Origin of the sequence: Planococcus beigongshangi, assembly GCF_016820495.1 — a bacterium.
GTDB lineage: Bacteria > Bacillota > Bacilli > Bacillales_A > Planococcaceae > Planococcus > Planococcus beigongshangi.
Genome location: NZ_JADHDU010000001.1, coordinates 77722 through 103545, shown reverse-complemented (window position 1 = coordinate 103545; position 25824 = coordinate 77722). Strand labels below are relative to the sequence as shown.

Here is a 25824-nt window from a genome sequence, read left to right as displayed (position 1 = left end):
AAGACGCGAAGAATGTCATTTTCTTCGCGCCTTTATGAGGTTTAACGGCAGGTTATTCTTCGAACGGCCATTTTGGAAGCATCTTATTCAGGCTTTTATCTTCCCGCATTCCAAGGACGTATTCAGCCTGCATGATGGTATGGATTTCCCGCGTTCCTTCATATATTACCGGTGCCTTAGAATTTCTTAAGAACCGGGCAACCGGGTATTCATCCGAATAGCCATATGCGCCGTGGATCTGCACAGCGTCGTCCGCTGCCTGGTTGGCGAAATCACATGCCTGCCATTTTGCGAGTGATGTCTCCCTGGTATTTCGGACGCCTGCATTTTTCAGCTCACCGGCCCGGTATACGAGCAGACGGCTCATCTGATAACCGGCTTCCATGCGGGCAATCATCTGCTGGACCAATTGATGTTCTCCGATCATTTTACCGAATGTCTGGCGGGTTTGGGCATAGCGCACGCTTTCTTCCAGGCATGCGCTGATCAAGCCGCAGGCACCCGCGGCTACTGTGAAGCGGCCGTTATCCAGAGAAGCCATCGCTATTTTAAAACCTTCCCCTTCTTCACCCAGCCTGTTTTCCGCAGGAATCCGGACGTCTTCGAAGAACAATTCCCCCGTATTGCCCGCGCGGATGCCATATTTCCCTTTGATCGCTTTGGAAGAAAATCCTTCACGGTCGCGTTCGACGATAAAGGCGCTGATGCCTTGATGTTTTTTCTCTTTATCGGTATACGCAAAAACGATGAAATGATCAGCTGCATCACATAGCGAAATCCATGTCTTCTGGCCATTTAGAATATATTCATCGCCATCGCGGACAGCTGTACTTGAAAGTGCCGCGACATCCGAACCTGCTCCCGGTTCGGTCAATCCGAATGCGCCAATTTTCTCGCCTTTTGCCTGAGGGATTAAAAACCGCTGTTTTTGATCTTCCGTCCCCCATTGCAGCAGGGTCATCGAATTCAAGCCTGTATGAACCGAAACTGCTGTCCGAAAAGTGGTGTCGCCTCTTTCCAGTTCTTCGCAGACAATCGCAAGTGAATTATAATCCATGCCGCTGCCCCCGTATTTTTCAGGAATGCAGACTCCCATGAGCCCGAGTTCAGCGAGACGGTCCCATATTTTCGGATCAAAACCGCCTTTGCTGTCCCATTCACTGATATGGGAAATAATTTCATTGTCCACAAATTGCCTCACAGTTTTTCTCAGCAGTGTCTGTTCATCTGAAAAGTCGAAGTTCATCCTCTATAACCTCCCGGTGCAGAAATTCTATTGCTGAAGTGCCGTCCCTTTTACTGTCTCAACGATATCTACGCCACGCTTCGCCATTTCTTTGATATATTCATCTCCCGGCACGATCAGCTCCGGCGGATATGAGCCCCGTTTATCGATTACGCCGCTGCCGATCATCTGTGCAACTGTCGAAATCGTATACGCTGTGGCACGTGCCATCGCCGTCACTCCGGACTGCCGGTCTTTGCGCGTCACCATATCATAGGAGAAAGTAATTTCTTCACTATCTTTCGTCCCCGTTACACTCACCCGCAATACGACTGCATCCTCTTTTTCACCAAGTTCAGTGATCGGCGTCAGCACTTCTCTCAAGACGTCCCGAAGTTTGATTGGCTGGCCATCGATATTGACTGTTTTCTCGCGGTCAGTCAATCCAAGGTCAACAAGCAGCTTGAATTTTTCTGCATGCCCTTTATAACGGAGTGTTTTATATTCCAGGTTTTGGATATCGCTGAATGTATCCGTTAAGGTGGAAGTGCCGCCAGACGTGTGGAAGGCTTCCAATTCGCCGAAATCTTCGAATTCCACATGTTCAATTTCCGACAATGAAGCGACTTCCAGTAATTTACCGTCTCTCAGAACGTGGGAAGGATCCGTGTAATGATCAAAAACCCCGTCCAACGAAAATACATGATTGTATTCGAGCGGCGGTTCGGGATGGACCGGAATGCCGCCGACCAAAATTTTGATATCACTGACACGGTCCAGTTTTCCTGCACCATAACCGCTTAGAATGTTAATCATGCCTGGTGCCACACCAAGATCCGGTATGAGTGTCACCCCTTTTTCCATCGCTTGGTCATGCAGTTCCAGCACCGCATCCGTTGCTCCACCGATATGTCCTCCAAGGTCGACCGAATGGATGCCGCATTTCAGTGCAATTTCTGCCACTTTCACATTGAATGTGTAAAAAAGTGCGTTGATCACGACATCCGCCTTTGAGATGACCGATTCCATCGATCCTTCGTCATTGGCATCAAGATAGACGATCTCCAGCTTGTCGCTGTTCATGTTCCGCTTGAACTCTTCAGCTTTCTTCGTATCGACATCAGCCAGATAGATCCGTTCGACCCCTTCGCTCCGAATGAGATCCCCTGCCGCCTGCATCCCCATTAATCCTGCTCCGAGTACTGCTACTTTCATCTCGATCCTCCCCTTTCAAATCAAATATCGTTATCGATTTGCGCACGCTGCAACTTTCCGCTGAAGTCGACATAGACCGACTTCCATTCTGTAAATACATCAAGAGCTGCAACACCGGAATCCCGATGGCCGTTGCCTGTCCCTTTGGTTCCCCCGAACGGCAAATGAATTTCCGCCCCCGTCGTCCCGGCATTGATATAGACGATTCCCGTATCCAAATCACGCTGGGCTTTAAATACCCTGTTCACGTCCTGCGTATAAATCGAACTGGAGAGTCCGTAAATGACCCCATTATTCACTTCAATTGCCGCTTCAAAACTGTCGACTTCGATGATTGAAACCACCGGTCCGAATATTTCTTCCTGGGCGATCCGCATGGAAGCGTCTACGTCGGTAAACAATGTCGGTGCGTAATAGTTTCCTTTATCATAATGGCCGCCTGTCAGGATTTCACCGCCGGCAAGAAGGGTTGCGCCTTCTTCCTGACCGATCCCGATGTAGGAATGGATCTTTTCAAGTGCCTTCTTATTGATGACCGGACCGATTTTAACGTTTTCATCCAAACCATCTCCAATCGTCAGACCTTCCATTTTCGAAAGCAGCCTGTTTTGGAGATCTTCTTTTACATCTTTGTGGACAATGACGCGGCTGCATGCCGTACAGCGCTGGCCGGCAGTTCCGAAAGCGCTCCATAAAATGCCTTCAACAGCCAAATCCAGATCCGCATCATCCATGACGATAACGGCATTTTTTCCGCCCATCTCGAGTGAGACCTTCTTGAGGTTGCGCCCCCCTGCTTCAGCCACTTTCCTGCCTGTATCCGTTGAGCCTGTAAAGGAAATGACCCGGATATCCGGATGGTCGATCATTGCTGTACCGACTTCAGACCCGGCACCGAATACAATATTGGCTACTCCTTCCGGCAATCCCGCTTCCTCGAATATCCTGCCCATTTCATAAGCCATCATCGGCGTTTCCGTGGCAGGTTTCCACAAGAACGTATTGCCTGCTACAATTGCCGGAAACGATTTCCATGTAGCGATCGCCACCGGGAAATTCCACGGTGTGATCAATCCGACTACACCAATAGGCGCCCGCACGCTCATCGCAAATTTATCCGCCAGTTCAGAAGGTGTCGTTTCACCGAATAAGCGTCTTCCTTCGCCTGCCATATAAAAAGCCATATCGATGCCTTCCTGGACTTCTCCCCGTCCTTCTTCAATCACTTTGCCCATTTCTTTCGTCAACACTTGCGCCAGATGCTCTTTCCGTTCCTTCATGATCCGACCGATTTCATATAAGTACGACGCCCGCTTCGGCGCCGGAACTTTCGCCCATAATTTCTGCGCCGCTTTTGCTGCTGCCGCCGCTCTATCCACATCTTCCCTTGAAGACATCTGGACCTGTGCCAGTTCCTGGCCTGTTGCCGGATTGGTCACAGCCGTGAATTTCGCATCAGCCGCTTCCTGCCATTCCCCATTTACATAATTCGTTAATTTCATCTTCTCTTTCTCCCTTCATTCAAAGCTATTTATCCAAATTAAAGAAAGCGCTTTCATATCCATTATTTCACATCCTGCTGGAGATTCCCAGCCCTTCTTCAGAATAATTTAACTTTTCGGTCTTTAATGTTCAGAAACTATATAGGTTGAACTAGAGAAATAACAGAAATATCGCTTCGGCGCTATGGACCAGGTTCCCACAATAAGCCGAGAAGAACACTCGTCTTATTGCTTCACCCAGTCCTGAGCCGCGCCTCAGCTTAGGTCCACTTCTGGATATCGAGTGAAGCATTAAAGACTCCTTACATTGTCAGCACAGCGTTGAGCACACACTCGGACGAAGGTCCGAGTTCGCTTGTGAAAACGGCTTAGGCAAAAGAAGGATTTCTAAGATATGGAGCAAAACAGCGAAGACTCCCAGGCGACCCGGCGAAGTGCTGAGATCCACTCGGGCGAAGTGTAACGAGCACGAGTTAGCTCAGCGCAAGCAGCCCGGAAAGCGGAGCTGTTTTGCGGAATATCGATTATTGAAGATTATCAGTTCAACTTATATATCCCCTTTTTTGCTTTTGCGTGCTGAAAGTAACATTTTTAAAAACTCTCCCGAAAAGTATTGACACTTACGGAACGTCATAGTCTAATCAAAGGGAAGAGGTGATCAGTATGTATAAAGTACAGGAAGTGGCAACGATAGCAGGAGTCAGTGTCCGCACTCTCCATCATTACGACAGCATCGGTTTGATGAAACCTTCGAATATCGGTTCGAACCGCTACCGCTATTATAATGACGATGATTTGAAACTGCTCCAGCACATCTTATTTTTCAAAGAATTAGGTTTTTCACTCAAGAAGATACAGGAACTGGTGGCAGAAGGATTCGACGCTGCATATGCGCTTTCACAGCATGCAGAACTTTTGCGCCAAAAGAAAGAGCGCATTGAAAAGCTGATAGAGAATGCCGAAATGACTCAGCTGGAATATGCTGACGCCAGGGAAGTATCCAATGTAGAGCGTTTTGCAGCGTTCGGCATTAAACAGACGGATGACAATATTAAAATGTATCTGGATGTTCCGGAGCAATCGGCTGCAGGCGACGAAGAAGCTTATGAAGATTTCTCGGAGCCGGATGAAGTTCTGGAGGAAGTCAATTTTACAGAACCGGAACCAGAGGCTGAACAGGAAATTCCTGTAAATGACGGAGCTGCATCTGCGAAACCTGAGAAAGAAGAAGAGGATCTGGAAGAGATCAACCGCGAAGGCGAACGGATATACAATGCCGTTTCCAATTTGATGCATCTCCCTCCTGCTTCCCCGGAAGTCCAGGTGGAGATGAAAGCTTATTACACATTGCTGGACCGTTTCTATAATTGTTCGCCGAAGATGTTCCGCGGGCTCGGGGATCTGTATGCCACAGACAGTCGATTCGCCAAGAACATTGACCGCCACGGAGCCGGATTATCGGAATACCTGAAGGATGCCATGTACATATTCGCTGACGGTTTAGCCGATGCTTGAATTGGTCGGCACATGCGCCAGCTGCGGTAAGGAAGTTTATTGCCGGGATGGTTTTCTTGATGGTGCCTATGTAAACAGTGAACTTCTTTGTTCAGAATGTGCGGAAGAAGCGGAAGAAAAATGAGCAAACAAAAAAGCTGCCCGCATTGGGCAGCTTTTTCTTTTGCTTCTCTTTATAAATTATACTTCTGCTGTTTCTTTTAGTGCATCCAGTCTTGCCTGAACTTCAGCCCCGGTCAAGCCATGCTCGAAAGCGTAGCGGTTCCGCGGATGTTCGCGGCACTCATCAGAGCATGAACGCATGTATTTATGTTCATTTTCTTCAGAAGCCAGGATTTTTTTATTGCATTCAGGATTTGCGCAGTTCACGTAGCGCTCACAAGGTTCACCAGTGAAATGATCTTTTCCGACAATCACATGCTCCACCTGGTTGACCGGTACGGCAATGCGCTCATCGAAGACATACATCTGTCCATCCCATAGCTGTCCTTTGACTTCCGGGTCTTTGCCGTAAGTTGCGATGCCGCCGTGTAATTGCGCTACATCTTCAAACCCTTCCCGCTTCAGCCAGCCGGAGAATTTCTCACAGCGGATACCGCCTGTGCAATACGTCAGGATTTTCTTGCCTTCGAACATTTCTTTGTTTTCTTTGACCCATTCCGGTAAATCGCGGAAGTTTTCGATATCCGGGCGTATAGCGCCGCGGAAATGGCCAAGATCATATTCATAATCATTGCGTGCATCCAGAACGATCGTGTCCTGATCCTGCATGCGTTTATAGAATTCAGCCGGCTCCAGGTAAGTTCCCGTCAGTTCGTTCGGATTGATATCCTCTTCGAGACCCAGGTGAACGATTTCCTTTTTCGCGCGGACGTGCATTTTTTTGAATGCATGGCCTTCAGCCGCATCAATTTTAAAGACGATATCCGAAAAACGTTCATCATTTTTCAGCATTTCCATATAAGCTTCCGTTTGTTCAACAGTGCCTGAACATGTACCGTTGATGCCTTCGTGGGACACCAGGATACGGCCTTTCAATTCGAGCTCCTTGCACGCCGCCAAATGTTCAGCCGCAAAAGTTTCAGGATCCTCGAGAGGTGTATATAGGTAATAAAGTAAAACGTTGTGTGTATGATTTTGCATGAATCATACCCCCTATTCTTTCAATTTGCTTTTTCAGTCAAAGAGACTTCGAAAACCTCAACCATTTTACAATAAAACACAGTAATTATCAACTTTATAAGTTGAACTAAAAACTCTGCAGAAGTCGATATTCCGCAAAACAGCTCGCTTTCCTGGCTGCTTGCACTGAGCTAACTCGTACTCGTTTCACTTCGCCCGAGTGGAGCAGAAGACGCGTGTTCTTCTCGGCTTATTGAAGGAGCTTGGTCCATAGCGCCGAAGCGAAATATAAATATTGTTTCTTTAATTCAACTTATCCAATGTTCAATATAAAAAACAGCTGCAGATGCAGCTGCTCTTAGCAAACTCTATTCTTAATGGACTGCCCGCCGAGACATGAGCCGATCGCTTCTGCATTCAGCTGCATCATTTTCATTCTCGTCCGGATGCCTGCGCTGCCGATATGCGGAAGCACCGTCAGGTTATCGAGTTCAAGCAGTTTCGAATCGAGCGGCAACGGTTCCTTTTCAAAGACATCGAACCCCGCTCCCCAAATCGTTTTCGATTTCAACGCTTCATATAAAGCATCTTCATCCACAATTCCGCCTCTGGCGACGTTGATGAGGCAGGCGGTTTCTTTCATCAGGGCCAATTCGCGCTCCCCGATCATCCCTTTGGTTTCTTCTGTCAACGGAGTAAGGATCACCACGAAATCGGATTTCGCCAATAACTCATCAAGTTCAGCATACTCCACATTTTCCAGGCTTCTGCGCGACCGGTTATGATACATCACTTTCATATCAAAGCCGCTCGCTCTCCGGCAGACCCCTTCACCGATCCGGCCCATGCCGACGATGCCCAAAGTCGCACCGAACACATCCTGACCGGTCATGCCCATCGGAGTCCATGATTTCCAGTCTCCTGAACGAACCGTCTTTTCCGCTTCGACCAATCTTCTGGCCGTAGCCAACAGTAAGGCAAATGTCAGATCCGCAGTTGTTTCAGTCAAGACATCCGGTGTGTTGGTGACCGCAATGCCGCGGTCTCTTGCTGCATCCAGATCGATATTATTATAGCCTACCGCCAAATTGGCAATGATTTTCAGGTTTTCAGCTGCCTCGATTAATTCCCGGTCGATTTGATCAGAAAGCATCGTCCACAAAGCTGATGCCTTTCTGGCTTCTTCCAACAGGGTTTCACGCGGCACCGGTTGTTCTTCCTCCTGCCACATCCTCACCTCGTAGGCATCTTCCAGTCCCTTCACTGCCTCATCGGGCAATTTCCGGGTGATGTAAACAATCGGCTTCATAAACAACATCCTCCAATCTTATTATGGAACTATTATAACAATTAAAAAAAATCGCGGCAATGAATGCACTGTCCCCGCTCTTTAAGCTTCCCGCTTTTTCCTGAGGAAATACCAGATTCCAGCTATCGCTCCCATGATGAGCACTGCATAGACGAGATTCGAATAGATTTCCAATTGCCTCATGATAACATCCCTGTTCTCACCTACTGCCGCTCCCACAATGACCAGGATGGTATTCCAGATGAGCGTCCCTGCCACCGTGAACAGCAGGAACCATTTCAGCTTCATCCCGGACATCCCCGCCGGAATCGAGATCAGGCTGCGGACCACAGGAATCAGCCTGCCGAAAAATACGGTCCACATACCGTACCGGTCAAACCATGCATCCGCCTTATGTAAGTCCTTACTAGTCAGCCTCAGCCATTTCCCATATTTCCCGACTATGCTTTCCAAACGTTCCACACTTAGAAACCTGCCGATATAGTAGAGGATGACCGCCCCCGCAACTGATCCCGCTGTTGAAGCTGCTATCACGCCAAAAAGGCTGAGACCCGTCGTTGTCGTCATAAAACCGCCAATAGTCAATACGATTTCAGAAGGAATCGGCGGAAAGATATTCTCCAGTAAAATCAGAAGAAATATCCCCGCATATCCGTAACTTTCCATCACTGACGTTATCCATGCTTCCATTCCGTTCACTCTTTCACTCAGTTATTTCCATACTTTATACGAACCATCCATAATTCCGATCGGCTGCCGATCCGGATGGGAGGCCCCCAAAATCCGAATCCGGATGAGACCAGGAAATGTGTATCCCCGTTCTGCCGATGACCATAATCCAGATCAAAGACTTTTTTGGTAATGAAGCGGTTCGGCCACATCTGCCCTTTATGCGTATGACCCGAAATATGCAGGTCCACCCCCAGCTGCACCGGTGTTTTCAAATCAGTCGGTGTATGGTCCATGACGATCCATGGCAGTCCGCCTTCAGGTTTCAGGTTTTCCAGTGAATGCCTCCTGCCGTTTGTGGGGTCCTCTCTTCCTGTCAGATGAAATTTCCCTTCTATATTAACTGTGTCATCACGCAAGATTTGAACGCCTGACGCTTCCATGACACGGACGAGCAAGGGGATTTTCTTGCCATAATATTCATGATTGCCCAATACACCGAAGACGCCGTATTTCGCCGTCAGCTCCTTCATGACTTCGGACATCCCGTACCGCACATACCAGATGGGATCGTCATCGACGAGGTCGCCTGCAAGCAGGACCAAATCAGGTTTCAGCCGATTGCTCATCGTCACGAACCGCTTCAGATGACGCTTCCCTGAAAGAACACCGAGATGGAAATCGGAAGCGATGACGACAGTCAGATCTTCGCCGTTCCCTTTTATATTAATTTCCTTATTCCGCACTGCAGGACTGTACGCAAGAAACGTGCCAACCAGAAAAAGCGACAGGAAAATAAGAGCAGTGACCGAACCGGTGATTTGAACATCCCTAGGATGATCGATCAATAGAACCAATAAAGCTGCGAGCGGGAACAGTAAAAGCGCATATTGGAAAAAGCCGAGCCAATAGGAACCCGCAATCGTAAAGCCAAGCCATTTATGCCCCAATCTGCCGATAAAGAAGCTGAATGCCCAAACTGTCCATAAAAATGCGAAGAACCAGCCGTTCAACGGCAGCGAAAGACTTTGCAGCCAAACGAAAACAGTCCATCCTGTATATCCTGCGAGACCGCTGTAAATCATCAATGCGATGATTCCGGCAATTACTTGCTTCATAGTGAACGCACCTCTTTCAAACCAACTTTTACACTATACCCCCAACAAGCGCTCAGCTAACTGCCCGGTGCCTCCTAAGCCTCAGGTCTGAGTAAAAGATGCAGTAGCAGACCGTGTTGCCTTTTTTCTCTGCTTGATAAGATGGAGTTACAAATTGAGAGGAGGAAACAAATTGAACAAATTTTGGATGACAATCATCGGCATCATCGCCGGAATAATCGCCCTTTCGAATCTGGGTCCTATGATCGGCCTCGCTTTTTCCGGGCTCATCATTTACATCGGGGTTAAATATTACCTGACAGCCGGTTCAACCGGTGCAAAAATCTGGTGGGGATTCGTAGCAGCGGCAGGCGCCATATCAGCAGTTTCCAATGTACCAGCCATCTTCGGAGTCCTGGCACTCGCGGTATTATGGTATGTCTATAAAAATTGGAACGAAGAAAAATTTTCAGCACCAGTAAAAAACGATCCCTTTACAAACTTTGAAAAAGAATGGAACAAGCTTACAAAATAAGGAGGAAAACAAAAATGACAACATTATGGCAGCGTTTAAAATTCGCAGTGGCAACAGACGTGGATGCAATACTTGAGAAGAAAGAGGAAAAGAACCCGCTCGGCCTATTGAATAAATACATCCAGGAAGCCGAGAAGGAAACGGAGATGGCCGGCAAATGGCTTGAACGCCAAACCACTCTTGGAAGTAAACTGGAAAAAGAGCTCCAGGAAGCGGAAAGTTTTCTTGACAAGCGTAAAGAACAAGCTAAACTGGCATTGGCGGCAGGTGAAAGCGATCTGTCTGCATTTGCCGAACAGGAAGTAGCCGCGTATCAATTCCGGGTTGATGAACTGAGCAAGACAATCGCGGAGAATACGGCAGAAAATGTGGCATTGGAACAGCGCTACGAAGAGATGAAACATAAAGTGAAAGACATGAAAGTCCGTCAGCTTCAATTGATGGGTAAAGAAAATGCGACCCGCGCCCATCATCAGATGGATAAAGTGTTAAGTCCGGAACTTGTGGCAGAGCGCATGGGTTCATATGATGACATGGCTAATTACATCAAATCGCTCGGCACGAAGGTCGAAGAGCGCCATGAACGTTCTACAATGGAGCGCAGACTGGAAATGCTTGAAAAAAACAGCGCGAAAAATGAAGAAATTGTGTAAGCTTGAGTAAGAGGGATTCTTCCCCTCTTACTTTTCTGCTGCAAAGAAGGAGGCAAAAACTGCGATGAATATTTTCTCGACCAACAGACAGGCATTTTTTGCCTTGAGTGCTTTATTCCTCATATTCGTGGAAGCTGCGTTTCTCGGAAACGGCAGTGTATTTTTGGTTCTTCTTGGCATCGGACTCATTTATTACAGCAATAAAAGCAGCCCTAAAAGCCGGAAATCCTATTTCTGGTCGGGCTTTATCCTGATCGGCATCTCCATTTTATCGATGTGGACGCTCCGCCTGTTCATCATGGCGGCCGCGATCTATCTGCTTGTCCGTCTTTGGAAAGGTGAAGAATGGCAGCAGCAGGTGCCGTTGAAAGGCGCAGTTGATAAAGGCCTGATCCAGAATAAATTCTTTTCGGCACAGGCTACCCCCATCGAATCCTATGAATGGAAAGATATCCATGTTCAGGGATTTGTCGGCGATTTACTTATAGATGCGACTCAGACCGTTTTGCCGAAAAAAACGTCGCTGATTTCGATTCGCCAGGGCTTCGGCCGGGTGAAACTGATTTTACCTTACGAAGTGCCCGTGCGTGTTTATTATTCGACGGTATTCGGGGATGCAAGATTTTTCAATGGCGAAAAACAGCGGATCTGGTACGGCTCTGTCCATGCGCAGGACGGCTATGAACAAACTGAAGACATCAAAACGGAACTGATCGTCACGGTCACCACTTGGATGGGAGATGTCGAGGTGATCCGCCGATGAAAAGGATCCTGCCCCGCAGCTTATTTTTCATGTCGTTATTCGCGGCCATCATCTTCAGTATCCTTATCGCCCTGCTCGGCTTGCCAACGGTAGAGACCTGGTCGGTCCTGTGGGAAGATTTTGTGGCCGGTCTGCCGTTCGGTGTCTGGCTGTTCGTTTTGCTGGTTACGCTGTCTGCCGGAATTTCCTGGTGGACCGAATCGCTGTCCCGCTCTAAAGTACAGGACATCGAGGAAATTTTCGAAGCATTGCTGCGCAACGAAGATCAGACCGTCATTGAAGCGGCACATATGCAGACCTTGCCGCCAAAACTCTCCGGTTCGATTATAAAACTCCAAAAATTACTCGAGTCACAGCGGAAAAGCCTCGCACGGATCGCCAACGAACGGGCCGAAACGCAAGATCAGCTGATACAGGAACGCCTGGTCATGGAGCGGCAGCGCTTGGCAAGGGAATTGCATGATTCCGTTTCCCAGCAATTATTCGCCGCTTCCATGCTGCTGTCTTCCATGACTGAAGGAAAAGAAGCCTCCCCCGGTTTATTGCAGACCGAGAAGATGGTACAGCAGGCACAGCTTGAAATGCGCGCGCTGCTCCTCCATCTGCGGCCGGCTGCCCTGCATGATAAAAGTCTGCGGCAGGGATTATTTGAACTGGTATCCGAATTGAAGGAAAAAGTCTATTTTACGATTGAACATAAACTGGAGGAAGTGCCTTTGCAAAAAGGGGCTGAAGACCATCTGTTCCGCATAGCGCAGGAAACGCTGTCGAATACACTCCGTCATTCCAAAGCGACCGAAGTCCACATCCTATTCATCGAACGTGATAATTTTGCCATTTTACGCATACAGGACAACGGTGTCGGTTTTGAAAGCGAGCAGTCGAAATCAGCTTCCTACGGATTGAAGCATATCGAAGAACGCGCCATTGAAATAGGCGCAACAAGTAAAATCGTGTCGGTTCCATCTGAAGGAACCATTGTAGAAGTGAAAGTACCCATCGAAAGGAGGATTCCGGATGATACGAATTCTGTTAGTGGATGATCATGAAATGGTCCGAATCGGCGTTTCTGCCTATCTGCAGGCCCAGGATGATATGGAAGTGGCCGGTGAAGCAGCAAATGGTGAAGATGCTGTCAAGATGGCACTGGAACTGCGGCCTGACGTCATCCTGATGGATATGGTCATGCCGGTCATGAACGGGGCTGAGGCAACGAAAGCCATCATCGAAGAATGGCCGGAAGCAAAGATCATGATCGTCACGAGCTTCCTTGATGACGATAAAGTGTATCCTGCGCTGAAAGCCGGTGCAGTCAGCTATATCCTGAAAACCTCTAAAGCTTCACGCATCGCCGATTCTATCCGAGAAACGATGAACGGCACTCCGGTGCTGGAGCCTGAAGTGATGAGCAAAATGATGAAACAGATGCGCCATGAACGCGTGCTCCATGAAGAGCTGACCGAACGGGAAATGGAGATTCTGCTGCTGCTTGCCCACGGCTATACGAATCAGGAAATTGCGGATGAACTTTTCATCGCATTAAAAACAGTGAAATCCCATGTCAGCAATCTGCTGTCAAAGCTCGAAGTGCATGACCGGACGCAGGCAGTGATTTATGCATTCCAGCATAAGCTCGTCGCTCCCCCAGAATAACATTACACACAAAAAGGCGGCCGCGGCCGCCTTTTTGTGTGCTTATTATTTATCGTTGAACGGATCGTCCATATTGCGGCTGTGCCCATTCCAATTGTCATGTGCATCTTTATTGAAATTCTTCGGCAGCTCGTTTGGGGTGTTCCGGTTCGATGTGTCTGTCGGCCCTTCAAACGGATGTCTTTCATCAGGCGAAGTTTTTTCCACGATCGGATCGACAGCCGCTTTCGCTTCTTTTTCAAGCCCGACTTTCTGGGCTTCCGCCTCACGCTTCTTCTCTTCCCATTCCTCTTTATCCACTTCCGTGTCTTTCAGGCTCGTTTCCATGCGATCCAAATAACGAGCAGCATGTTCTTTGCCGCCCAGACCGAACGCCAGGCCGAATGCCAGTGCCGCTCCACCCAGGATCAGGATGAAGGCCGAGTTGATGATCGAAGCTGCGATGCCCAGCTGATCAAGTGCCATAAAGAAGGCGAATGCCAGAATCGCATATTTTGCTACGTAGCGGAGAACGTGCGGTCCGCCGGAAGATTTCTTAAAGACACTGCCGATAAAGTCTTCGGCTAAATTTGCCAGCCAGAAACCGACAGCGAGGATGACCAATGCTGCGATGACTGCCGGGATGTAAGCGAAAATTCCGGTAGCCAATGAAACCATGAATGCCAGACCGAGTAATTGCAATGCTTCGACAGTGAATAACAGAACGATCACTGTTTGAGCAACTACGCCGGCAATTTTGGCGACTGAATAAGCCGATGGTTCCGTATCGGGGTCTGCTGTGCTGTTCATGCCCATTTTTTCAGTGATGGAGTCTGCTCCAAGATTTTTCATCAATTGGACAACGAAATCCTTGATCCAGCGTCCGATGACGATCCCCGCAAGAACCAGCAGAATCGCTACAATGATATTCGGGATCATCGCCATGATGTCATTCAGCATCGCGATTGCCGGACCCGAAATTCCGCGAAGTGCCAGAACCTCCAGTGCCGCAATCGTCACAGGCAGCATGATCAGTACAAATGCGATGATGCCGATAACGTTGGAGACACTTGTCCCGTTAAAAAATTGGGAGATTTTCAGTTTGGCCGCCAACCGGTCCGTGCCAATCGACTCCAGGAATTTGGAAAGAACTTTCCGGACGATCGTCGCTGCCAGCCAGCCGATTGCAAAGATGATGGCTGCCCCGACTAATTTCGGAATGAAATTCAAGACGCTTGCCAGCATATCCGCGAATGGTTCACTCAAGCCCTGAATATTCAAAGCGCTGAGAACCGCCGGCAGGAACAATAACAGGATCAGGTAAAATGCAATGTTTGCCGCTGTTTCTGTCCATTTCACTGTATCGTCTTTAGAAACACCTGTCTTTTTGGTCACCTTGCCGAAATCGAACTTTCTTCCGGCCATCAAAATCAGGCGCTTCACGACCGTGGCCAGTACCCATGCCAACAGGAGTATCAGGCCGGCTTTCAGAATGCCGAGGAATGCTGCTGACAGATTGTCGAAGATACCCATGAACGGCGCTCCGATTGCCCCCAGGTTCAGGATATTGAAGAATATTGCCAGCGCAAACAATAGGATCAGTACGAATACAACTTTACTGATCATTTTGGACAGGCTGTATTTCTGTTGCTTCATGCCCGCCTTTTCATCCAGCTTCGATTTATCCAATAATTTATAAACAGCTTTCTCTACTGCCTTGGCTACAATATAACCGATGATAAGTACAAGAATCGCCAGGAGTATTTCAGGTAGCCCGCTCATGAAATTATTGAAATAAAGTCTTGTGTCCATTTTTTCAGCCTCCATTCATATTAATGTTGTCATTACTCATATCCCCTAGATGTTCTCTTTCAAAACACGGACCGAAAAGCGACGGCGCCCGTTCAGCTCTGAAAGGCATAAGACGAACCGGCAGAGTGGCGCTCTTTGCCACGGCAGCTGGGCTGGCTTATGACCCGAAGAGCTGGGCCGCTGGAGTCTGGACACGAGAAAAGCGACAGCGCCCGTTCAGCTCTGACAGGCATAAGGCAGACCAGCGAAGTGGCGCTCTTTGCCACGGCCGCTGGGCTGGCTTATGACCCGAAGAGCTGGGCCGCTGGAGTCTGGACACCGAGACACTCTTTCCGAAAACAAAACGGCTGCTCCCATTTGGGAGCAGCCGCTTTAAACTTTCTATGCACTTGGAAGTGACACGGTGACTTTAAACAAGTCGCCGTCCACCGCTATATTCATCATACCGCCGTGCAGATCGACTATCGACTGTGCGATTGCAAGACCGAGCCCTGAGCCTTCCGTCTGGCGGGCAACATCCCCCCGCTTGAAACGCTCGAATAACTCATCGGTATTTTCCCCCAATTCATAGCGGGTGACATTCTTCATCACAAACTCCGTTTGGCCTTCAGTATTTTTCAGCGTCACAAAAACCCGCGTTCCGGGCATAGCATATTTGATGGCGTTTAAAATCAGGTTATCCATTACGCGCCACCATTTTTGACCGTCCGCCATGATATAAACCGGCTCTTCCGGTGTTGAAATACGGAAATCAAGCCCTGATGTCGAAATCTCTTCTGCGTGTTCCGCAAATGCCTGGGTCATCAATTGCGTAAAGTCAACACGCTGACGATGCAGCTCCATATTGCCGCTGGCCATTTTGGATACTTCGAATAAATCTTCAATAAGTGTTTTCAGCCTTTGCGATTTGCGGTCCAGGATCTCGGCATAGGCCAAGCGGTCATCCACCGACAGATCCGGCGTCTTCATAAGATCCGTGTAGGTGATGATGGATGTCAGCGGTGTCCGGAGGTCATGGCTGACATTGGTGATCAATTCCGTTTTCAGCCTTTCACTTTTTGCCTGCTCCGACATCGACTCACGAACCCCTTCTTTCAGGAGGTTCAACTGGATCGCATGCTGTGCGAGCGGTGATCTGCCCCTGACTGGAACCTGTTCATTCAAACTGCCTGCCGCAATCGCCTCTGTTCTGTTCATCAGCACATTCAAATAACCGAAGCGGCTCAGCCAGAACAGGAGAACCGGCAAGCCGATGAATAAAGTGGCGGGAACCCATAAAATGATCCCCTGCGGCACCATGAACAGCAGCGCCGTGCCAAATCCCCAGAAAAAGATCACGACCAGCAGAAGCAGCATCTGCACGCCGATTCTTTTCTTCAAAAATGCATTGCCAGCCATCCACAAGGCATTATACAAATAGCTGTTCTTGAAATTCACCAGAAGCAAATCATTGTTTCTATAATAGGAATAAAACCAGATTCCCTGCAGAATCGCCAAAACCATGAATACCAGCGTCAGAAGGAAATTTTTCCCACTTTCCAGGATGGTGGTGCCGATATCACCGTAATAGACCAATTCCAATACGCCCAAGGCATTGACCAAGCCATATGGCAACGCAAACAGCACTGCTAAAATCAGGAGGCCAGCTTTGACTTCCAATGGCCAGCCTTTCCATTTTTCATAGAATGGCATGTTCAGGTAATGTTTTTGCTCAAAGCGCAGCTTTGTAAATAACAAGACAATTCCCGCTATGCTCAATGCACCCAGGATATACAGGAAGTTCTGGATCAACTGATGCCGCACGATACTTGAACCATTATCACTTGCCGCAAGGAGCGCACGGTCAATCTGGACGACTCCCGTGAATTCTGAATTCGATGGAGCAATCCGCATATTCGTGCCGTTATAGTTTGTGTAGTAAAGTTCATCGTTAGTTGAGCGCAGCGGCATGGAATCCGTGTATTCTTTCTTGAAATATGCGCGGTTGCTCAAGTCGCCTTTCGAAAAGGTCTCCCCCGTTTCCTTGTTTGTCAGCTCGTAGACATAATAAGGATAGAGGTTGTTAAAACTGCCTTCGTTGTTTTTCAGCCCATTGATGGCCACCTGTGCCGCCCGCTGTTTTTCTTCCCGGACTTTTTGCCTGACAATCTCATCATCTGCGAAATTATCCCGGATCGCATCCATTTTGCCATCGCGCTCTTCCGTCAGAATTTCAACGAGGCTGTCGTTGCCATTCGCCTGCGCCTCTTCGATATCGGGATTGTATTGTTCCTGTATACTTTGGATCTGCTGGGCGAGTGTTCCGTAACGCGTCCGGTATTCTTCTATTTCGTCATCTGTCACGGTGAATTCTGTTTCCTCTTTTGGCGGATCCAATTCCAAAGCAATCAGCCGGTTGGTAAAGTCATCATATTCCTGCTTAAAATCTGCGGTATCGAGATAGGATTTACCGAAATATTTCGGACCCAGCTCCATGACGCTGAAGATACCGATTAGAACAATTGAGATTGTTGTAAGCCATAGCCATTTTTTCATGATTATAGATCCCCTCTGGACATCGACCGGAGCGATGCCAATAAATCTGCCGCAGGACTTTTAAAGACAACGTCAGCAAAAAACGACAGGCAATAAAGGAGACTGAACAAAGCGATACCGATCGCAATAAGTGACCATATATCATTTTTCAATTTTGTAGCCAATGCCCCACACCACCTTTAAATATCTGGGATTTTTCGGATCCGCCTCGATTTTTTCACGTATTTTGCGTATATGGACAGCCACAATATTTTCTGCGTTATACGCCGGTTCATTCCAGACCCGTTCATAGATGTCGCGGATTGAAAATACACGTCCTGCGTTTACCATCAGCAGTTCAGTGATCTTGAATTCGATGGGGGTCAGTTTCACTGATTCCCCGTGGAGCAGCACTTCTTTCGAATCCGCTTCCAATACAAGGCCGTCGATTTCTATGCGCTGCGATTTGTCCTGGTAAGTCCCAAGACTGACGTAGCGTCTGAGTTGTGATTTCACTCTGGCCACCAATTCCATCGGGTGAAACGGTTTTGTTACGTAATCATCCGCTCCCACTGACAAGCCGTGGATTTTATCCGAGTCTTCAGCTTTGGCACTGAGCATGATGATCGGAATGTTCCGCTGTTCCCTTATTTTGAAAGTGGCAGATATGCCATCAAGTGTCGGCATCATAATATCCAGAATGATGACATGAACTTCATTGGTTTCCAGCAACTCAATCGCCTGGAGTCCATTTTCAGCTTTCAGTACGCGATAGCCTTCATTCTTCAAATAGATTTCAATTCCGTCGCGGATATCCTGATCGTCGTCGGTCACCAATACAGTAAATTGCGTCATTCCTTCACCTTCTTTCTCCTTACTCCATATAATAAAGATGAAATCTTAAGTTGATGCTAGGATAAATATGAAGAAATTCTTAAGAAGTCTCAATTACTTCTTCAGCTTTCCTTTGTTTCCCTAAAGTCAGGACCAGGATACCGCCCAGCAATAGGACGATCCCTGTCCATGACAGGCCACTCAGCGTTTCCCCGACAATCAGCACTCCCAGAACAGCCGCTGTAAGAGGCTCCGCCAGTGATAATGTGACAGCGGATGAAGACGGGATCTTTTTCAACCCTTTTGAAAATAGTATATAAGCAAGGCTTGTAGTTGCAACTCCCAGATAGAGGATAATTCCTGCATCAGCCGGAACCAGCATATAGGAGAGATCAAAAAAGAACAGGAATGGCATCAGTAGCACCGCAGCGATTGAAAAAATAAGGGCTACTGCTGGGACGGCTTCCATCGTAGCAAGCACTGTCTTGCTCGCGATCGCATAAAGAGCGAAAGCCAGCCCAGCTCCGAGCGCCATCGCAACACCCAGCGGATCGACATCCGCTCCGCCTTTATTGGCGAACAGCAAGATGCATCCCATGATGGCCATGAGTGTGGCTGCAAACCAAACACTGTCGGGGCGCTTTTTCAAAAACAGCCATTCGATCAGACCGGCGAGCACGGGAGCACTGCCGATCGCCACCACTGTTCCGATTGCAATACCGGTCAATTGGACGGAAGAAAAGAATAGCGGCTGAAACAATGCCATGCTGACCGCAGACAAGACCGTGGATCTCCACAGGATGCCGCGGAACATGATGCTTTTTGTAAGCAGTACAAAAAGCATCAGCGAAAATCCGCCGATCATCAGACGGAAAGCACCGATTGTCAGCGGATGTGCTTCACCGGATATGAAATTTTGAGCGGTGCCTGTCGTCCCCCAAAGAATGGCGGCCAACAGCACCAGTATGTATGGAATGCCGTTCATGTCCCTGCACCTCTGATTTCGTTTGTCCCGTACCTGTTGACGGTCCGTAAAATTCTATTGAATCGAGTTTCCCTCTATCATTTAACATACCACTATTCCAATCGTTTGAGATACTGCTCCCGAGCAATTATAATAAAAGAAAATGAGGAGGCGATCTTATGTATATGACTGTCCCGGAAACTGCTGCTTTTTTGTCGATGCCGCAAGAACAAGTCACCAGATATATACTGGAAGGGCGTATCAAAGCAGTGCACGATGGAGAACAATACATGGTCAATACTTCTCAGTTCGACACGCACTTCCAACAATTGGAACTGGTTAAACAGGAGCTGGAAGAATGGAAAGCGACCCCTATTCCGGATGATGTGGATATTAAGGACGAAGATTGAAACGAAATGCGAAAACATCGGTTAAGCCTGATGGTTTATCGTCGGTTTTTGAGGGTTTATCGTCGATTCCCGCAAAACCATGAGAAAAGCATCCCCATGTGGGATGCTTTTTCTCATCGAATAGCTTCAATCTGCTTTTTTTCCTGCAAAAACTGCCGGATAAAACCTCCCCATTTTTCAAACTCCACCAGAAAGCCGTCATGCCCAAAATCCGTCTCCACGATTTTCCAGGCTGCACGAGGCTGCCGCTCCAGCCAAGGGATCATTTCTTCCGCCGGATACAGCAGATCATGAGTATATAGAAGAGAAAAAATCGGCACCTTTAAGGGCCGCTCCCCCAAATCGTGGCTGTTCATGGCTTTCAATAAAATCAGATAGCTGTTTGCATCAAAACGCTGAGCCAGCTTTTCCCCTTGATAATCCAGGTACGATTCAACTTCGAAACTGCTGTTGTTTTCGGCACGCCCAAAACGTCCATTGAACATTCTTCCGCTCCGGTAACTGATCATGCCTGCCATTCTTGCCAGTTGCAATCCCCGGAAATCGGAAGTACCGGTATATTGTCCATTCTGGAAATCGGGATCTCCTTCAATCGCCTGGATGCCGATATGGTTAAATGCGAGCGCATAACTGCTGAAAGAAGGCGTTATCGCAAGCGGTACTATCGAGCGTGTGAACTCCGGATACAGCGCGCCCCATTCGAGAGCCTTCATCCCGCCGAGTGACCCGCCGATCACAGCTTCCACTCCGTGAACGCCAAGTTCCACCAGCGCTTTGTACTCCGCACGCACCATATCCCTTATCGTCAATAGCGGAAAATCCGAGCGATAGGGAGCGCCGGTTGCCGGGTTCACAGACAGCGGCCCTGTCGAACCGCTGCAGCCCCCCAGCACATTAAAGTTAATCACCTGGAAACATTCGGTATCGATAACTTTGCCAGGACCAGCGAGACCGCTCCACCAGCCAGGACGCTCAGTGCTGCCGACAGCATATTGATCCCCCGTCAGGGCATGGCAAATCAGAATTGCCGGGCCGTCCGGATTGCCGGATCGCTCATATGCCAGTTCCACCTGCCGCAGCACTGTTCCGGATTCCAGCTCCAAATCACCGATGGCCACTGTCTGCATGTCCTTCCCCTCCTAAACTTCCTGAACCGCTGCCGCTTTTATCGCCTGCTCCAAATCGGCAATCAGATCTTCCGGATTTTCAAGTCCGACAGACAGCCGGATCAATTCTTCCGTAACTCCAGATCCTTTCAGCTCTTCAGCACTTAATTGCTGGTGGGTTGTCGATGCCGGATGGATGATCAGCGACTTCGCATCGCCGACGTTCGCCACATGCGACCATAAAGTTGCATTGTCGATGACTTTCCGCCCAGCTTCCCTGCCGCCCTTGATGCCAAAATTCACGATGGAGCCGAATGTATCCTTCAAATATTTCTTTGCAAGGGCGTGGGATGGATGATCTTCGAATCCGATCCAATTGACCCATTCGACCTGCGGATGATCCTTCAGATATTTTGCAATAATTGCCGCATTGCTGCCGTGTCTCGGCAAACGCAGATGCAGGGTCTCCAAGCCTTGAAGAAATACGTGTGCACTGTCAGGGCTGAGTGATGGACCGAAATCACGCAATAACTGTACACGCAGTTTCGTTGCGAAAGATGCACCTTTTGCGTCTAGACCATAGCGGATACCGTGATAGCTCGCATCCGGCTCCGTGTAATTCGGGAACCGTTCATGATTCCAATTGAATTTGCCGCCGTCGACTGCAATCCCGCCGATCGCAGTCCCGTGGCCGCCAATCCATTTGGTCGCAGAATGAATTACCACATCTGCACCGAAAGCAATCGGGTTGCTCCCAAAAGGAGAGGAGAAAGTATTGTCGATCAACAAAGGAATATTATAGTCATGGGCAATCGCTGCCACAGCTTCAATATCAAAAACGTTCAAACTTGGATTGCCGATCGTTTCTCCGAAGAACGCTTTTGTCTGACCCGTTACAGCGGCACGGAAATTTTCAGGATCTGTGCCATCCACGAATTTCACCGTGATGCCGTAGCGCGGCAATGTATTCGCAAAAAGATTATAAGTGCCACCGTAAAGGTTGCTGTCAGCAATCACTTCATCCCCCGCTTCTGCGATATTGAGAATGGAAAACGCGATGGCTGCCATGCCCGATGATAATGCCACCGCTGCCGATCCGCCTTCAAGCAGAGCCACGCGCTGTTCAAACACATCGACTGTCGGATTCATGATGCGTGAGTAGATGTTTCCCGCCTCTTTTAAGCCGAACAGATTTTGCGCGTGCTCCGTGTCACGGAATACATAGGAAGTTGTTTTATGGATCGGCACAGCTCTTGAACCTGTCACCGGATCCGGCTGCTGTCCTCCGTGAAGTAATAATGTCTCTGCTTTGAAATTCGTCATTTTTCATTCCTCCAAGTTTGTTTTAGATGGATAAAAAGGGTGATGAGGGAATAGAAAAAAGCCCCCTTCATAAAGAAGAGGGCCGTAAGTTACGGAGTTTCCTCCTCTCATCTGCCAGACCGTCGATCCAGTCTGTAGGAATTAGCACCTTTCCAAGCCGGATAGCTTGGTGGTTGCCGGGCATCATAGGGCCTAGTCCCTCCGCCACTCTTGATAAGAGTATTCAGATTCAGTTTTCCATCTTGTTGAAGAGTATAAATAATGATAGACTATTTTGTCAAGGATACTGTCTAATAATTTCGATTTTTTGCTTTATCCCTGGTTTCATCCATGCAGGAAAGGCAGGACATATTATGATTCTATGGATTTTTTCAGCACTCATTTCAGGTTATCTGATCGGCAGCCTGCACGGTTCACTTGTGGCACAACTGATTTCCGGCATTAATATCAAATCGGCAGGTGTCAAAAATTCCGGAGCTTCAAATGCCGCTATCGTCCTTGGCTGGAAATACGGCGCGCTTGTCGCTTTCATCGATATCTTTAAAGGCTTTGCAGCTGTAATGGCCATGCGCTTGCTGCTCGGCAGCAGCAGCCTGTCGGGAGAAACCGTCTGGGCGATTCTTTTCCTGATTACCGCCGGTGTGGTGATCGGCCATAATTTCCCCTTCTATATGAAATTCAATGGCGGCAAAGGAACTGCGGCAGTCATCGGGGTGATGATCGCACTCGACTGGAAGCTCGGCCTGCTGGGACTTGCGCTGATGGTCATCATCGCTATCACCACCGACTATCTCGTCATCGGGGTGCTCGCTCTGTACGCCGTATTCATCCTTATCGCTTTCTGGCCCGCTGACGGCATCTCACCATACATCATTGCATTTGCTTTAGTAGCAATGGCTTTGTGGAAGCATCTCGAAAATATCCAACGAATAAAGAATGGCACCGAGACAAAAGTATCTGCTGTTTTTCGTAAGAAAAGCGCAAGCGCCCGATAAGCTCTGAAAGGCATAAGACAGAAAAGCGGAATGGCCTTGGCCATGCAGCTGAGCTGGCTTATGACCCGAAGAGCTGGGCCGCTGGAGTCTGGACCAGAAAAGCGCAAGCGCCCGATAAGCTCTGAAAGGCATAAGACAGAAAAGCGGAAAGGCAGCGTTCGGCTTTTTATAGAAATTCAATGCAATTCAGCCATTCGTGCTAAAATAAGAGCATTACATACTTCAGGAGGTCTTTATCCATGATCGAAACTTTAATCGAACGTTTGACCCGCTATGCAAAAATCGATACACAATCGAATTTTGAAAATCACGAAACGCCATCCACTCCCGGCCAATGGGATTTGCTGCGTGAATTAGAAAAAGAAATGAAGGAAATCGGCCTCGAGGAAGTCGAAATGGATGGCCATGGCTACCTTTTCGGAACACTTCCCTCAAATTCGGAAAAAGAACTTCCGGTAATCGGCTTTTTGGCCCACGTCGATACAGCGACCGACTTCACAGGCAAAAACGTCAATCCCCAACGCGTCGATAATTACGATGGAAACGATCTTCCATTGAATGATGCCGTGACGATGACTGTGGCAGATTTCCCAGACCTCAAAAAGTATATCGGCCACACACTCATCACAACCGATGGCACGACGCTGCTCGGTGCAGACAATAAAGCCGGGATCGCTGAAATCATGACAGCCATGGAATACCTTATCCAAAATCCCGCTATCGAACACGGGAAAATCCGGGTCGCTTTCACACCTGATGAAGAAATCGGGCGTGGCCCCCATAAATTCGATGTTGAACGTTTCGGTGCAGCTTATGCCTATACGATGGACGGCGGGCCGCTCGGTGAACTGCAATACGAAAGCTTTAATGCCGCGGCAGGCAAATTGACTGTCCAAGGCGTGAGCGTCCACCCCGGCTCGTCTAAAAACAAGATGGTGAACGCTTCTGCCATCGCCATTCAATTCCATAACGCGATGCCGGCGGATGAAGTTCCGGAAAAAACAGAAGGCTATGAAGGTTTCATTCACCTGAACAGTTTTACAGGTGATGTTGAACGAGCCGTCCTAAGCTACATTATCCGTGATTTTGACAAAGATTCGTTTGAAGCGAAAAAAGCCCACATGCAACAGACTGCACAAAAACTCCAGGAGCAGCACGGAGCGGATGCAGTCAAACTGGAACTGGAAGATCAGTATTATAATATGAGAGAAAAAATCGAACCAGTGATGGAAATCGTCGATGCGGCGGAGCAGGCCATGAAAACGCTCGGCATCGAACCGAACATCGTCCCAGTCCGGGGCGGGACAGACGGCTCGCAGCTTTCGTACATGGGCATGCCGACACCGAATATCTTTACGGGTGGGGAAAATTACCATGGCAAATACGAGTTCATCTCCGCTGACAATATGGAAAAAGCAACCGAACTGATTGTCGAGATTGCCAAAACCGTAAAATAACGAAAAGCGCCTTGAATTCACTTCAAGGCGCTTTTTTTAAAGGATGCTGCGCCCTTTTTGGGCAAGTGCAAAATGGATGCCATGCTGCAGAGTCTGGAAGCAATTGAATCCTGATATATCGATGCCGCTTTCTGTAATGACCATACTCATTTTCGGGGAAATACCCACTAATACTGTTTCAGTTCCGATCATGCGGGCTGTCGCTCCCAACTTTTCAATCAGCGAAGCCGCCTGTTGTGTAAAGTTATTATTCAAACCGGTCAGATCAAGCACTAAGTATTCCGCCTTATATTTCGGCAGGTTCTGAAGCGTCTTGATCATCAGCTCATCGGCCCGCTCTTCATCATATGTACCAAGCAGCGGCACTACCACGATCCCTTCGAGAACAGGAATGATCGGTGAAGAAATTTCTTTGACGAGCATCTTCAGCTCAACCGTTTTTTCCTCCACCAGATTTTCAAGCTGCCGGATCTGTCTTGCTTCATTGAGACGCGCCAGCCTGTGAATGTTTTCTTCAATCGTTTCATCCGACGGGAAATAGCGGATGATGCTTTCCTCAAAACCTTCGATCTGATATTGCTCCACTTTATACCAGATGTTTCTTCCAAAAAGCTTCGTGAAGATCCCGGCGTAATGGGCAGGCAGGAATAGGCCTCCCTTTTTCTTATTTTGCGCGACATTGATCTTATATTCCCAGCTGTTTTTCAGATGGACTTCCAGTGTGGCGTTTTCTTCATCCAAGTTATGTATTTGAGCCAAGCCCCAACCGGCGGATGCATATGTATTGGCAATCCGTTCGGCCGCTCCGGCTATATCGACATTATCCATCCCCGAAAAATACTCGCCCACGACGACACCTTGCCGGTAACCTGTCGTTTCCATCACAACGCCTGTTGCATCTTCACCTGCTATTTCCTCGATCGTATCAAAGAACATCCTCATTGCTGAGGCTGTCCAAAAAAGGATTGAATCCCGGCCTTCGAACAGAAACTTCCCTTGTTCAAGGTCCCACTCAAAATTTAAACCGCCGACATTTATGGATTGGTGAATAGTCATGTGAAAACTCCTTCCGTTCTGCGCATCCATTTTACCATATATTCAAACATTCTCTTGAAGGATACGTATTTTTTTTGCAGTCAGTAAATCAGGTTGGATCACAGAAACCCTGTTGT

General features: G+C 48.3%; 25 protein-coding genes and 1 riboswitch. Of the genes, 10 read left to right on the top strand and 15 right to left on the bottom strand.

Features of this window, described 5'->3' with window-relative positions:
• Positions 1–52 precede the first annotated feature (52 nt).
• Genes IQ294_RS00555 through IQ294_RS00545 form a run of 3 tightly spaced genes read right to left on the bottom strand, consistent with a single transcriptional unit; the run spans position 53 to position 3942 of the window.
• Positions 53–1246, bottom strand: coding sequence for an acyl-CoA dehydrogenase family protein (locus IQ294_RS00555; protein WP_203332070.1), 1194 nt, complete (start codon positions 1244–1246; stop codon positions 53–55).
• 27 nt (positions 1247–1273) lie between these two features.
• A complete protein-coding gene (locus IQ294_RS00550) occupies positions 1274–2440 on the bottom strand; it encodes a saccharopine dehydrogenase family protein (protein ID WP_203332069.1) in 1167 nt (388 codons plus the stop codon).
• A 20-nt stretch (positions 2441–2460) separates the two neighbouring features.
• Positions 2461–3942, bottom strand: a complete 1482-nt coding sequence (locus IQ294_RS00545; protein WP_203332068.1) for an aldehyde dehydrogenase family protein — start codon at positions 3940–3942, stop codon at positions 2461–2463.
• A 663-nt stretch (positions 3943–4605) separates the two neighbouring features.
• Between IQ294_RS00545 and IQ294_RS00540 the strand changes: the two genes are divergently transcribed.
• Positions 4606–5457 (top strand): MerR family transcriptional regulator, encoded by an 852-nt coding sequence (locus IQ294_RS00540; protein ID WP_203332067.1) that lies wholly within the window; start codon positions 4606–4608, stop codon positions 5455–5457.
• Positions 5450–5581, top strand: a complete 132-nt coding sequence (locus IQ294_RS16385; RefSeq protein ID WP_255536141.1) for a hypothetical protein — start codon at positions 5450–5452, stop codon at positions 5579–5581. The genes IQ294_RS00540 and IQ294_RS16385 overlap by 8 nt, the downstream gene beginning before the upstream one ends.
• A 56-nt stretch (positions 5582–5637) precedes the next feature.
• On the opposite strand, the gene trhO is transcribed toward IQ294_RS16385, so the two are convergent.
• The 4 genes from trhO to IQ294_RS00520 form a co-directional block, all read right to left on the bottom strand.
• On the bottom strand, positions 5638–6600 hold the full coding sequence (trhO, locus tag IQ294_RS00535) for an oxygen-dependent tRNA uridine(34) hydroxylase TrhO (RefSeq protein ID WP_203332066.1): 963 nt from the start codon (positions 6598–6600) through the stop codon (positions 5638–5640).
• A gap of 337 nt (positions 6601–6937) precedes the next feature.
• The gene (locus IQ294_RS00530; RefSeq protein WP_203332065.1) at positions 6938–7888 is read right to left on the bottom strand and encodes a 2-hydroxyacid dehydrogenase; all 951 of its coding nucleotides are present in this window, start codon (positions 7886–7888) and stop codon (positions 6938–6940) included.
• A gap of 81 nt (positions 7889–7969) precedes the next feature.
• The gene (locus IQ294_RS00525; protein ID WP_203332064.1) at positions 7970–8578 is read right to left on the bottom strand and encodes a DedA family protein; all 609 of its coding nucleotides are present in this window, start codon (positions 8576–8578) and stop codon (positions 7970–7972) included.
• A 17-nt stretch (positions 8579–8595) separates the two neighbouring features.
• Positions 8596–9675 (bottom strand): metallophosphoesterase, encoded by a 1080-nt coding sequence (locus IQ294_RS00520; RefSeq protein ID WP_203332063.1) that lies wholly within the window; start codon positions 9673–9675, stop codon positions 8596–8598.
• 172 nt (positions 9676–9847) lie between these two features.
• On the opposite strand from IQ294_RS00520, the gene IQ294_RS00515 reads away from it, so the two are divergent.
• The 5 genes from IQ294_RS00515 (at position 9848) to IQ294_RS00495 (ending at position 13258) form a co-directional block, all read left to right on the top strand.
• Positions 9848–10189, top strand: coding sequence for a lmo0954 family membrane protein (locus IQ294_RS00515; protein WP_203332062.1), 342 nt, complete (start codon positions 9848–9850; stop codon positions 10187–10189).
• A gap of 14 nt (positions 10190–10203) precedes the next feature.
• Entirely contained in the window at positions 10204–10842 is a 639-nt protein-coding gene (locus IQ294_RS00510) for a PspA/IM30 family protein (RefSeq protein ID WP_203332061.1), read from the top strand.
• 64 nt (positions 10843–10906) lie between these two features.
• Positions 10907–11605, top strand: a complete 699-nt coding sequence (gene liaF / locus IQ294_RS00505; protein ID WP_203332060.1) for a cell wall-active antibiotics response protein LiaF — start codon at positions 10907–10909, stop codon at positions 11603–11605.
• The gene (locus IQ294_RS00500; protein ID WP_203332059.1) at positions 11602–12648 is read left to right on the top strand and encodes a sensor histidine kinase; all 1047 of its coding nucleotides are present in this window, start codon (positions 11602–11604) and stop codon (positions 12646–12648) included. Before liaF ends, IQ294_RS00500 begins: the two co-directional genes overlap by 4 nt.
• Positions 12623–13258: a response regulator transcription factor gene (locus IQ294_RS00495; RefSeq protein ID WP_203332058.1), complete on the top strand. Its 636-nt coding sequence runs from the start codon at positions 12623–12625 to the stop codon at positions 13256–13258. Before IQ294_RS00500 ends, IQ294_RS00495 begins: the two co-directional genes overlap by 26 nt.
• Before the next feature lie 45 nt (positions 13259–13303).
• On the opposite strand, the gene IQ294_RS00490 is transcribed toward IQ294_RS00495, so the two are convergent.
• The 5 genes from IQ294_RS00490 to IQ294_RS00470 form a co-directional block, all read right to left on the bottom strand.
• The gene (locus tag IQ294_RS00490) at positions 13304–15049 is read right to left on the bottom strand and encodes a mechanosensitive ion channel (RefSeq protein ID WP_203332057.1); all 1746 of its coding nucleotides are present in this window, start codon (positions 15047–15049) and stop codon (positions 13304–13306) included.
• A gap of 381 nt (positions 15050–15430) precedes the next feature.
• Positions 15431–17584, bottom strand: a complete 2154-nt coding sequence (locus tag IQ294_RS00485) for a sensor histidine kinase (protein WP_203332056.1) — start codon at positions 17582–17584, stop codon at positions 15431–15433.
• 2 nt (positions 17585–17586) lie between these two features.
• Positions 17587–17748 carry a hypothetical protein gene (locus IQ294_RS00480; protein WP_203332055.1) on the bottom strand — a complete coding sequence of 54 codons (162 nt, stop codon included), beginning with the start codon at positions 17746–17748 and terminating at the stop codon, positions 17587–17589.
• Entirely contained in the window at positions 17726–18418 is a 693-nt protein-coding gene (locus tag IQ294_RS00475) for a response regulator transcription factor (protein ID WP_203332054.1), read from the bottom strand. Before IQ294_RS00475 ends, IQ294_RS00480 begins: the two co-directional genes overlap by 23 nt.
• 79 nt (positions 18419–18497) lie before the next feature.
• Entirely contained in the window at positions 18498–19382 is an 885-nt protein-coding gene (locus IQ294_RS00470; protein WP_203332053.1) for an EamA family transporter, read from the bottom strand.
• Positions 19383–19540: 158 nt separating this feature from the next.
• Between IQ294_RS00470 and IQ294_RS00465 the strand changes: the two genes are divergently transcribed.
• Positions 19541–19771, top strand: a complete 231-nt coding sequence (locus IQ294_RS00465; protein ID WP_203332052.1) for a helix-turn-helix domain-containing protein — start codon at positions 19541–19543, stop codon at positions 19769–19771.
• Between the two features lie 113 nt (positions 19772–19884).
• Here IQ294_RS00465 and metX read toward each other — a convergent pair whose 3' ends face one another.
• Both metX and IQ294_RS00455 read right to left on the bottom strand, forming a co-directional pair.
• Positions 19885–20898, bottom strand: a complete 1014-nt coding sequence (metX, locus tag IQ294_RS00460; RefSeq protein WP_203332051.1) for a homoserine O-acetyltransferase MetX — start codon at positions 20896–20898, stop codon at positions 19885–19887.
• 12 nt (positions 20899–20910) lie between these two features.
• Positions 20911–22200, bottom strand: a complete 1290-nt coding sequence (locus IQ294_RS00455; protein ID WP_203332050.1) for an O-acetylhomoserine aminocarboxypropyltransferase/cysteine synthase family protein — start codon at positions 22198–22200, stop codon at positions 20911–20913.
• Positions 22201–22304: 104 nt separating this feature from the next.
• A riboswitch (SAM riboswitch) is annotated at positions 22305–22420 on the bottom strand.
• 133 nt (positions 22421–22553) lie between these two features.
• Here IQ294_RS00455 and IQ294_RS00450 point away from each other — a divergent pair.
• Positions 22554–23195: a glycerol-3-phosphate acyltransferase gene (locus IQ294_RS00450; protein ID WP_203332049.1), complete on the top strand. Its 642-nt coding sequence runs from the start codon at positions 22554–22556 to the stop codon at positions 23193–23195.
• Positions 23196–23434: 239 nt separating this feature from the next.
• On the top strand, positions 23435–24652 hold the full coding sequence (pepT, locus tag IQ294_RS00445; RefSeq protein WP_203332048.1) for a peptidase T: 1218 nt from the start codon (positions 23435–23437) through the stop codon (positions 24650–24652).
• 36 nt (positions 24653–24688) lie between these two features.
• Here pepT and IQ294_RS00440 read toward each other — a convergent pair whose 3' ends face one another.
• Positions 24689–25708 carry an STAS domain-containing protein gene (locus IQ294_RS00440; RefSeq protein WP_203332047.1) on the bottom strand — a complete coding sequence of 340 codons (1020 nt, stop codon included), beginning with the start codon at positions 25706–25708 and terminating at the stop codon, positions 24689–24691.
• Between the last annotated feature and the right edge of the window lie 116 nt (positions 25709–25824).

What these genes read in the sequence shown, in the direction of transcription:
- IQ294_RS00555 (WP_203332070.1), bottom strand. Translation starts at nt 1,246, where the DNA reads ATGAACTTCGACTTTTCAGATGAACAGACACTGCTGAGAAAAACTGTG.
- IQ294_RS00550 (WP_203332069.1), bottom strand. Translation starts at nt 2,440, where the DNA reads ATGAAAGTAGCAGTACTCGGAGCAGGATTAATGGGGATGCAGGCGGCA.
- IQ294_RS00545 (WP_203332068.1), bottom strand. Translation starts at nt 3,942, where the DNA reads ATGAAATTAACGAATTATGTAAATGGGGAATGGCAGGAAGCGGCTGAT.
- IQ294_RS00540 (WP_203332067.1), top strand. Translation starts at nt 4,606, where the DNA reads ATGTATAAAGTACAGGAAGTGGCAACGATAGCAGGAGTCAGTGTCCGC.
- IQ294_RS16385 (WP_255536141.1), top strand. Translation starts at nt 5,450, where the DNA reads ATGCTTGAATTGGTCGGCACATGCGCCAGCTGCGGTAAGGAAGTTTAT.
- trhO (WP_203332066.1), bottom strand. Translation starts at nt 6,600, where the DNA reads ATGCAAAATCATACACACAACGTTTTACTTTATTACCTATATACACCT.
- IQ294_RS00530 (WP_203332065.1), bottom strand. Translation starts at nt 7,888, where the DNA reads ATGAAGCCGATTGTTTACATCACCCGGAAATTGCCCGATGAGGCAGTG.
- IQ294_RS00525 (WP_203332064.1), bottom strand. Translation starts at nt 8,578, where the DNA reads ATGGAAGCATGGATAACGTCAGTGATGGAAAGTTACGGATATGCGGGG.
- IQ294_RS00520 (WP_203332063.1), bottom strand. Translation starts at nt 9,675, where the DNA reads ATGAAGCAAGTAATTGCCGGAATCATCGCATTGATGATTTACAGCGGT.
- IQ294_RS00510 (WP_203332061.1), top strand. Translation starts at nt 10,204, where the DNA reads ATGACAACATTATGGCAGCGTTTAAAATTCGCAGTGGCAACAGACGTG.
- liaF (WP_203332060.1), top strand. Translation starts at nt 10,907, where the DNA reads ATGAATATTTTCTCGACCAACAGACAGGCATTTTTTGCCTTGAGTGCT.
- IQ294_RS00500 (WP_203332059.1), top strand. Translation starts at nt 11,602, where the DNA reads ATGAAAAGGATCCTGCCCCGCAGCTTATTTTTCATGTCGTTATTCGCG.
- IQ294_RS00495 (WP_203332058.1), top strand. Translation starts at nt 12,623, where the DNA reads ATGATACGAATTCTGTTAGTGGATGATCATGAAATGGTCCGAATCGGC.
- IQ294_RS00490 (WP_203332057.1), bottom strand. Translation starts at nt 15,049, where the DNA reads ATGGACACAAGACTTTATTTCAATAATTTCATGAGCGGGCTACCTGAA.
- IQ294_RS00485 (WP_203332056.1), bottom strand. Translation starts at nt 17,584, where the DNA reads ATGAAAAAATGGCTATGGCTTACAACAATCTCAATTGTTCTAATCGGT.
- IQ294_RS00475 (WP_203332054.1), bottom strand. Translation starts at nt 18,418, where the DNA reads ATGACGCAATTTACTGTATTGGTGACCGACGACGATCAGGATATCCGC.
- IQ294_RS00470 (WP_203332053.1), bottom strand. Translation starts at nt 19,382, where the DNA reads ATGAACGGCATTCCATACATACTGGTGCTGTTGGCCGCCATTCTTTGG.
- IQ294_RS00465 (WP_203332052.1), top strand. Translation starts at nt 19,541, where the DNA reads ATGTATATGACTGTCCCGGAAACTGCTGCTTTTTTGTCGATGCCGCAA.
- metX (WP_203332051.1), bottom strand. Translation starts at nt 20,898, where the DNA reads ATGCAGACAGTGGCCATCGGTGATTTGGAGCTGGAATCCGGAACAGTG.
- IQ294_RS00455 (WP_203332050.1), bottom strand. Translation starts at nt 22,200, where the DNA reads ATGACGAATTTCAAAGCAGAGACATTATTACTTCACGGAGGACAGCAG.
- IQ294_RS00450 (WP_203332049.1), top strand. Translation starts at nt 22,554, where the DNA reads ATGATTCTATGGATTTTTTCAGCACTCATTTCAGGTTATCTGATCGGC.
- pepT (WP_203332048.1), top strand. Translation starts at nt 23,435, where the DNA reads ATGATCGAAACTTTAATCGAACGTTTGACCCGCTATGCAAAAATCGAT.
- IQ294_RS00440 (WP_203332047.1), bottom strand. Translation starts at nt 25,708, where the DNA reads ATGACTATTCACCAATCCATAAATGTCGGCGGTTTAAATTTTGAGTGG.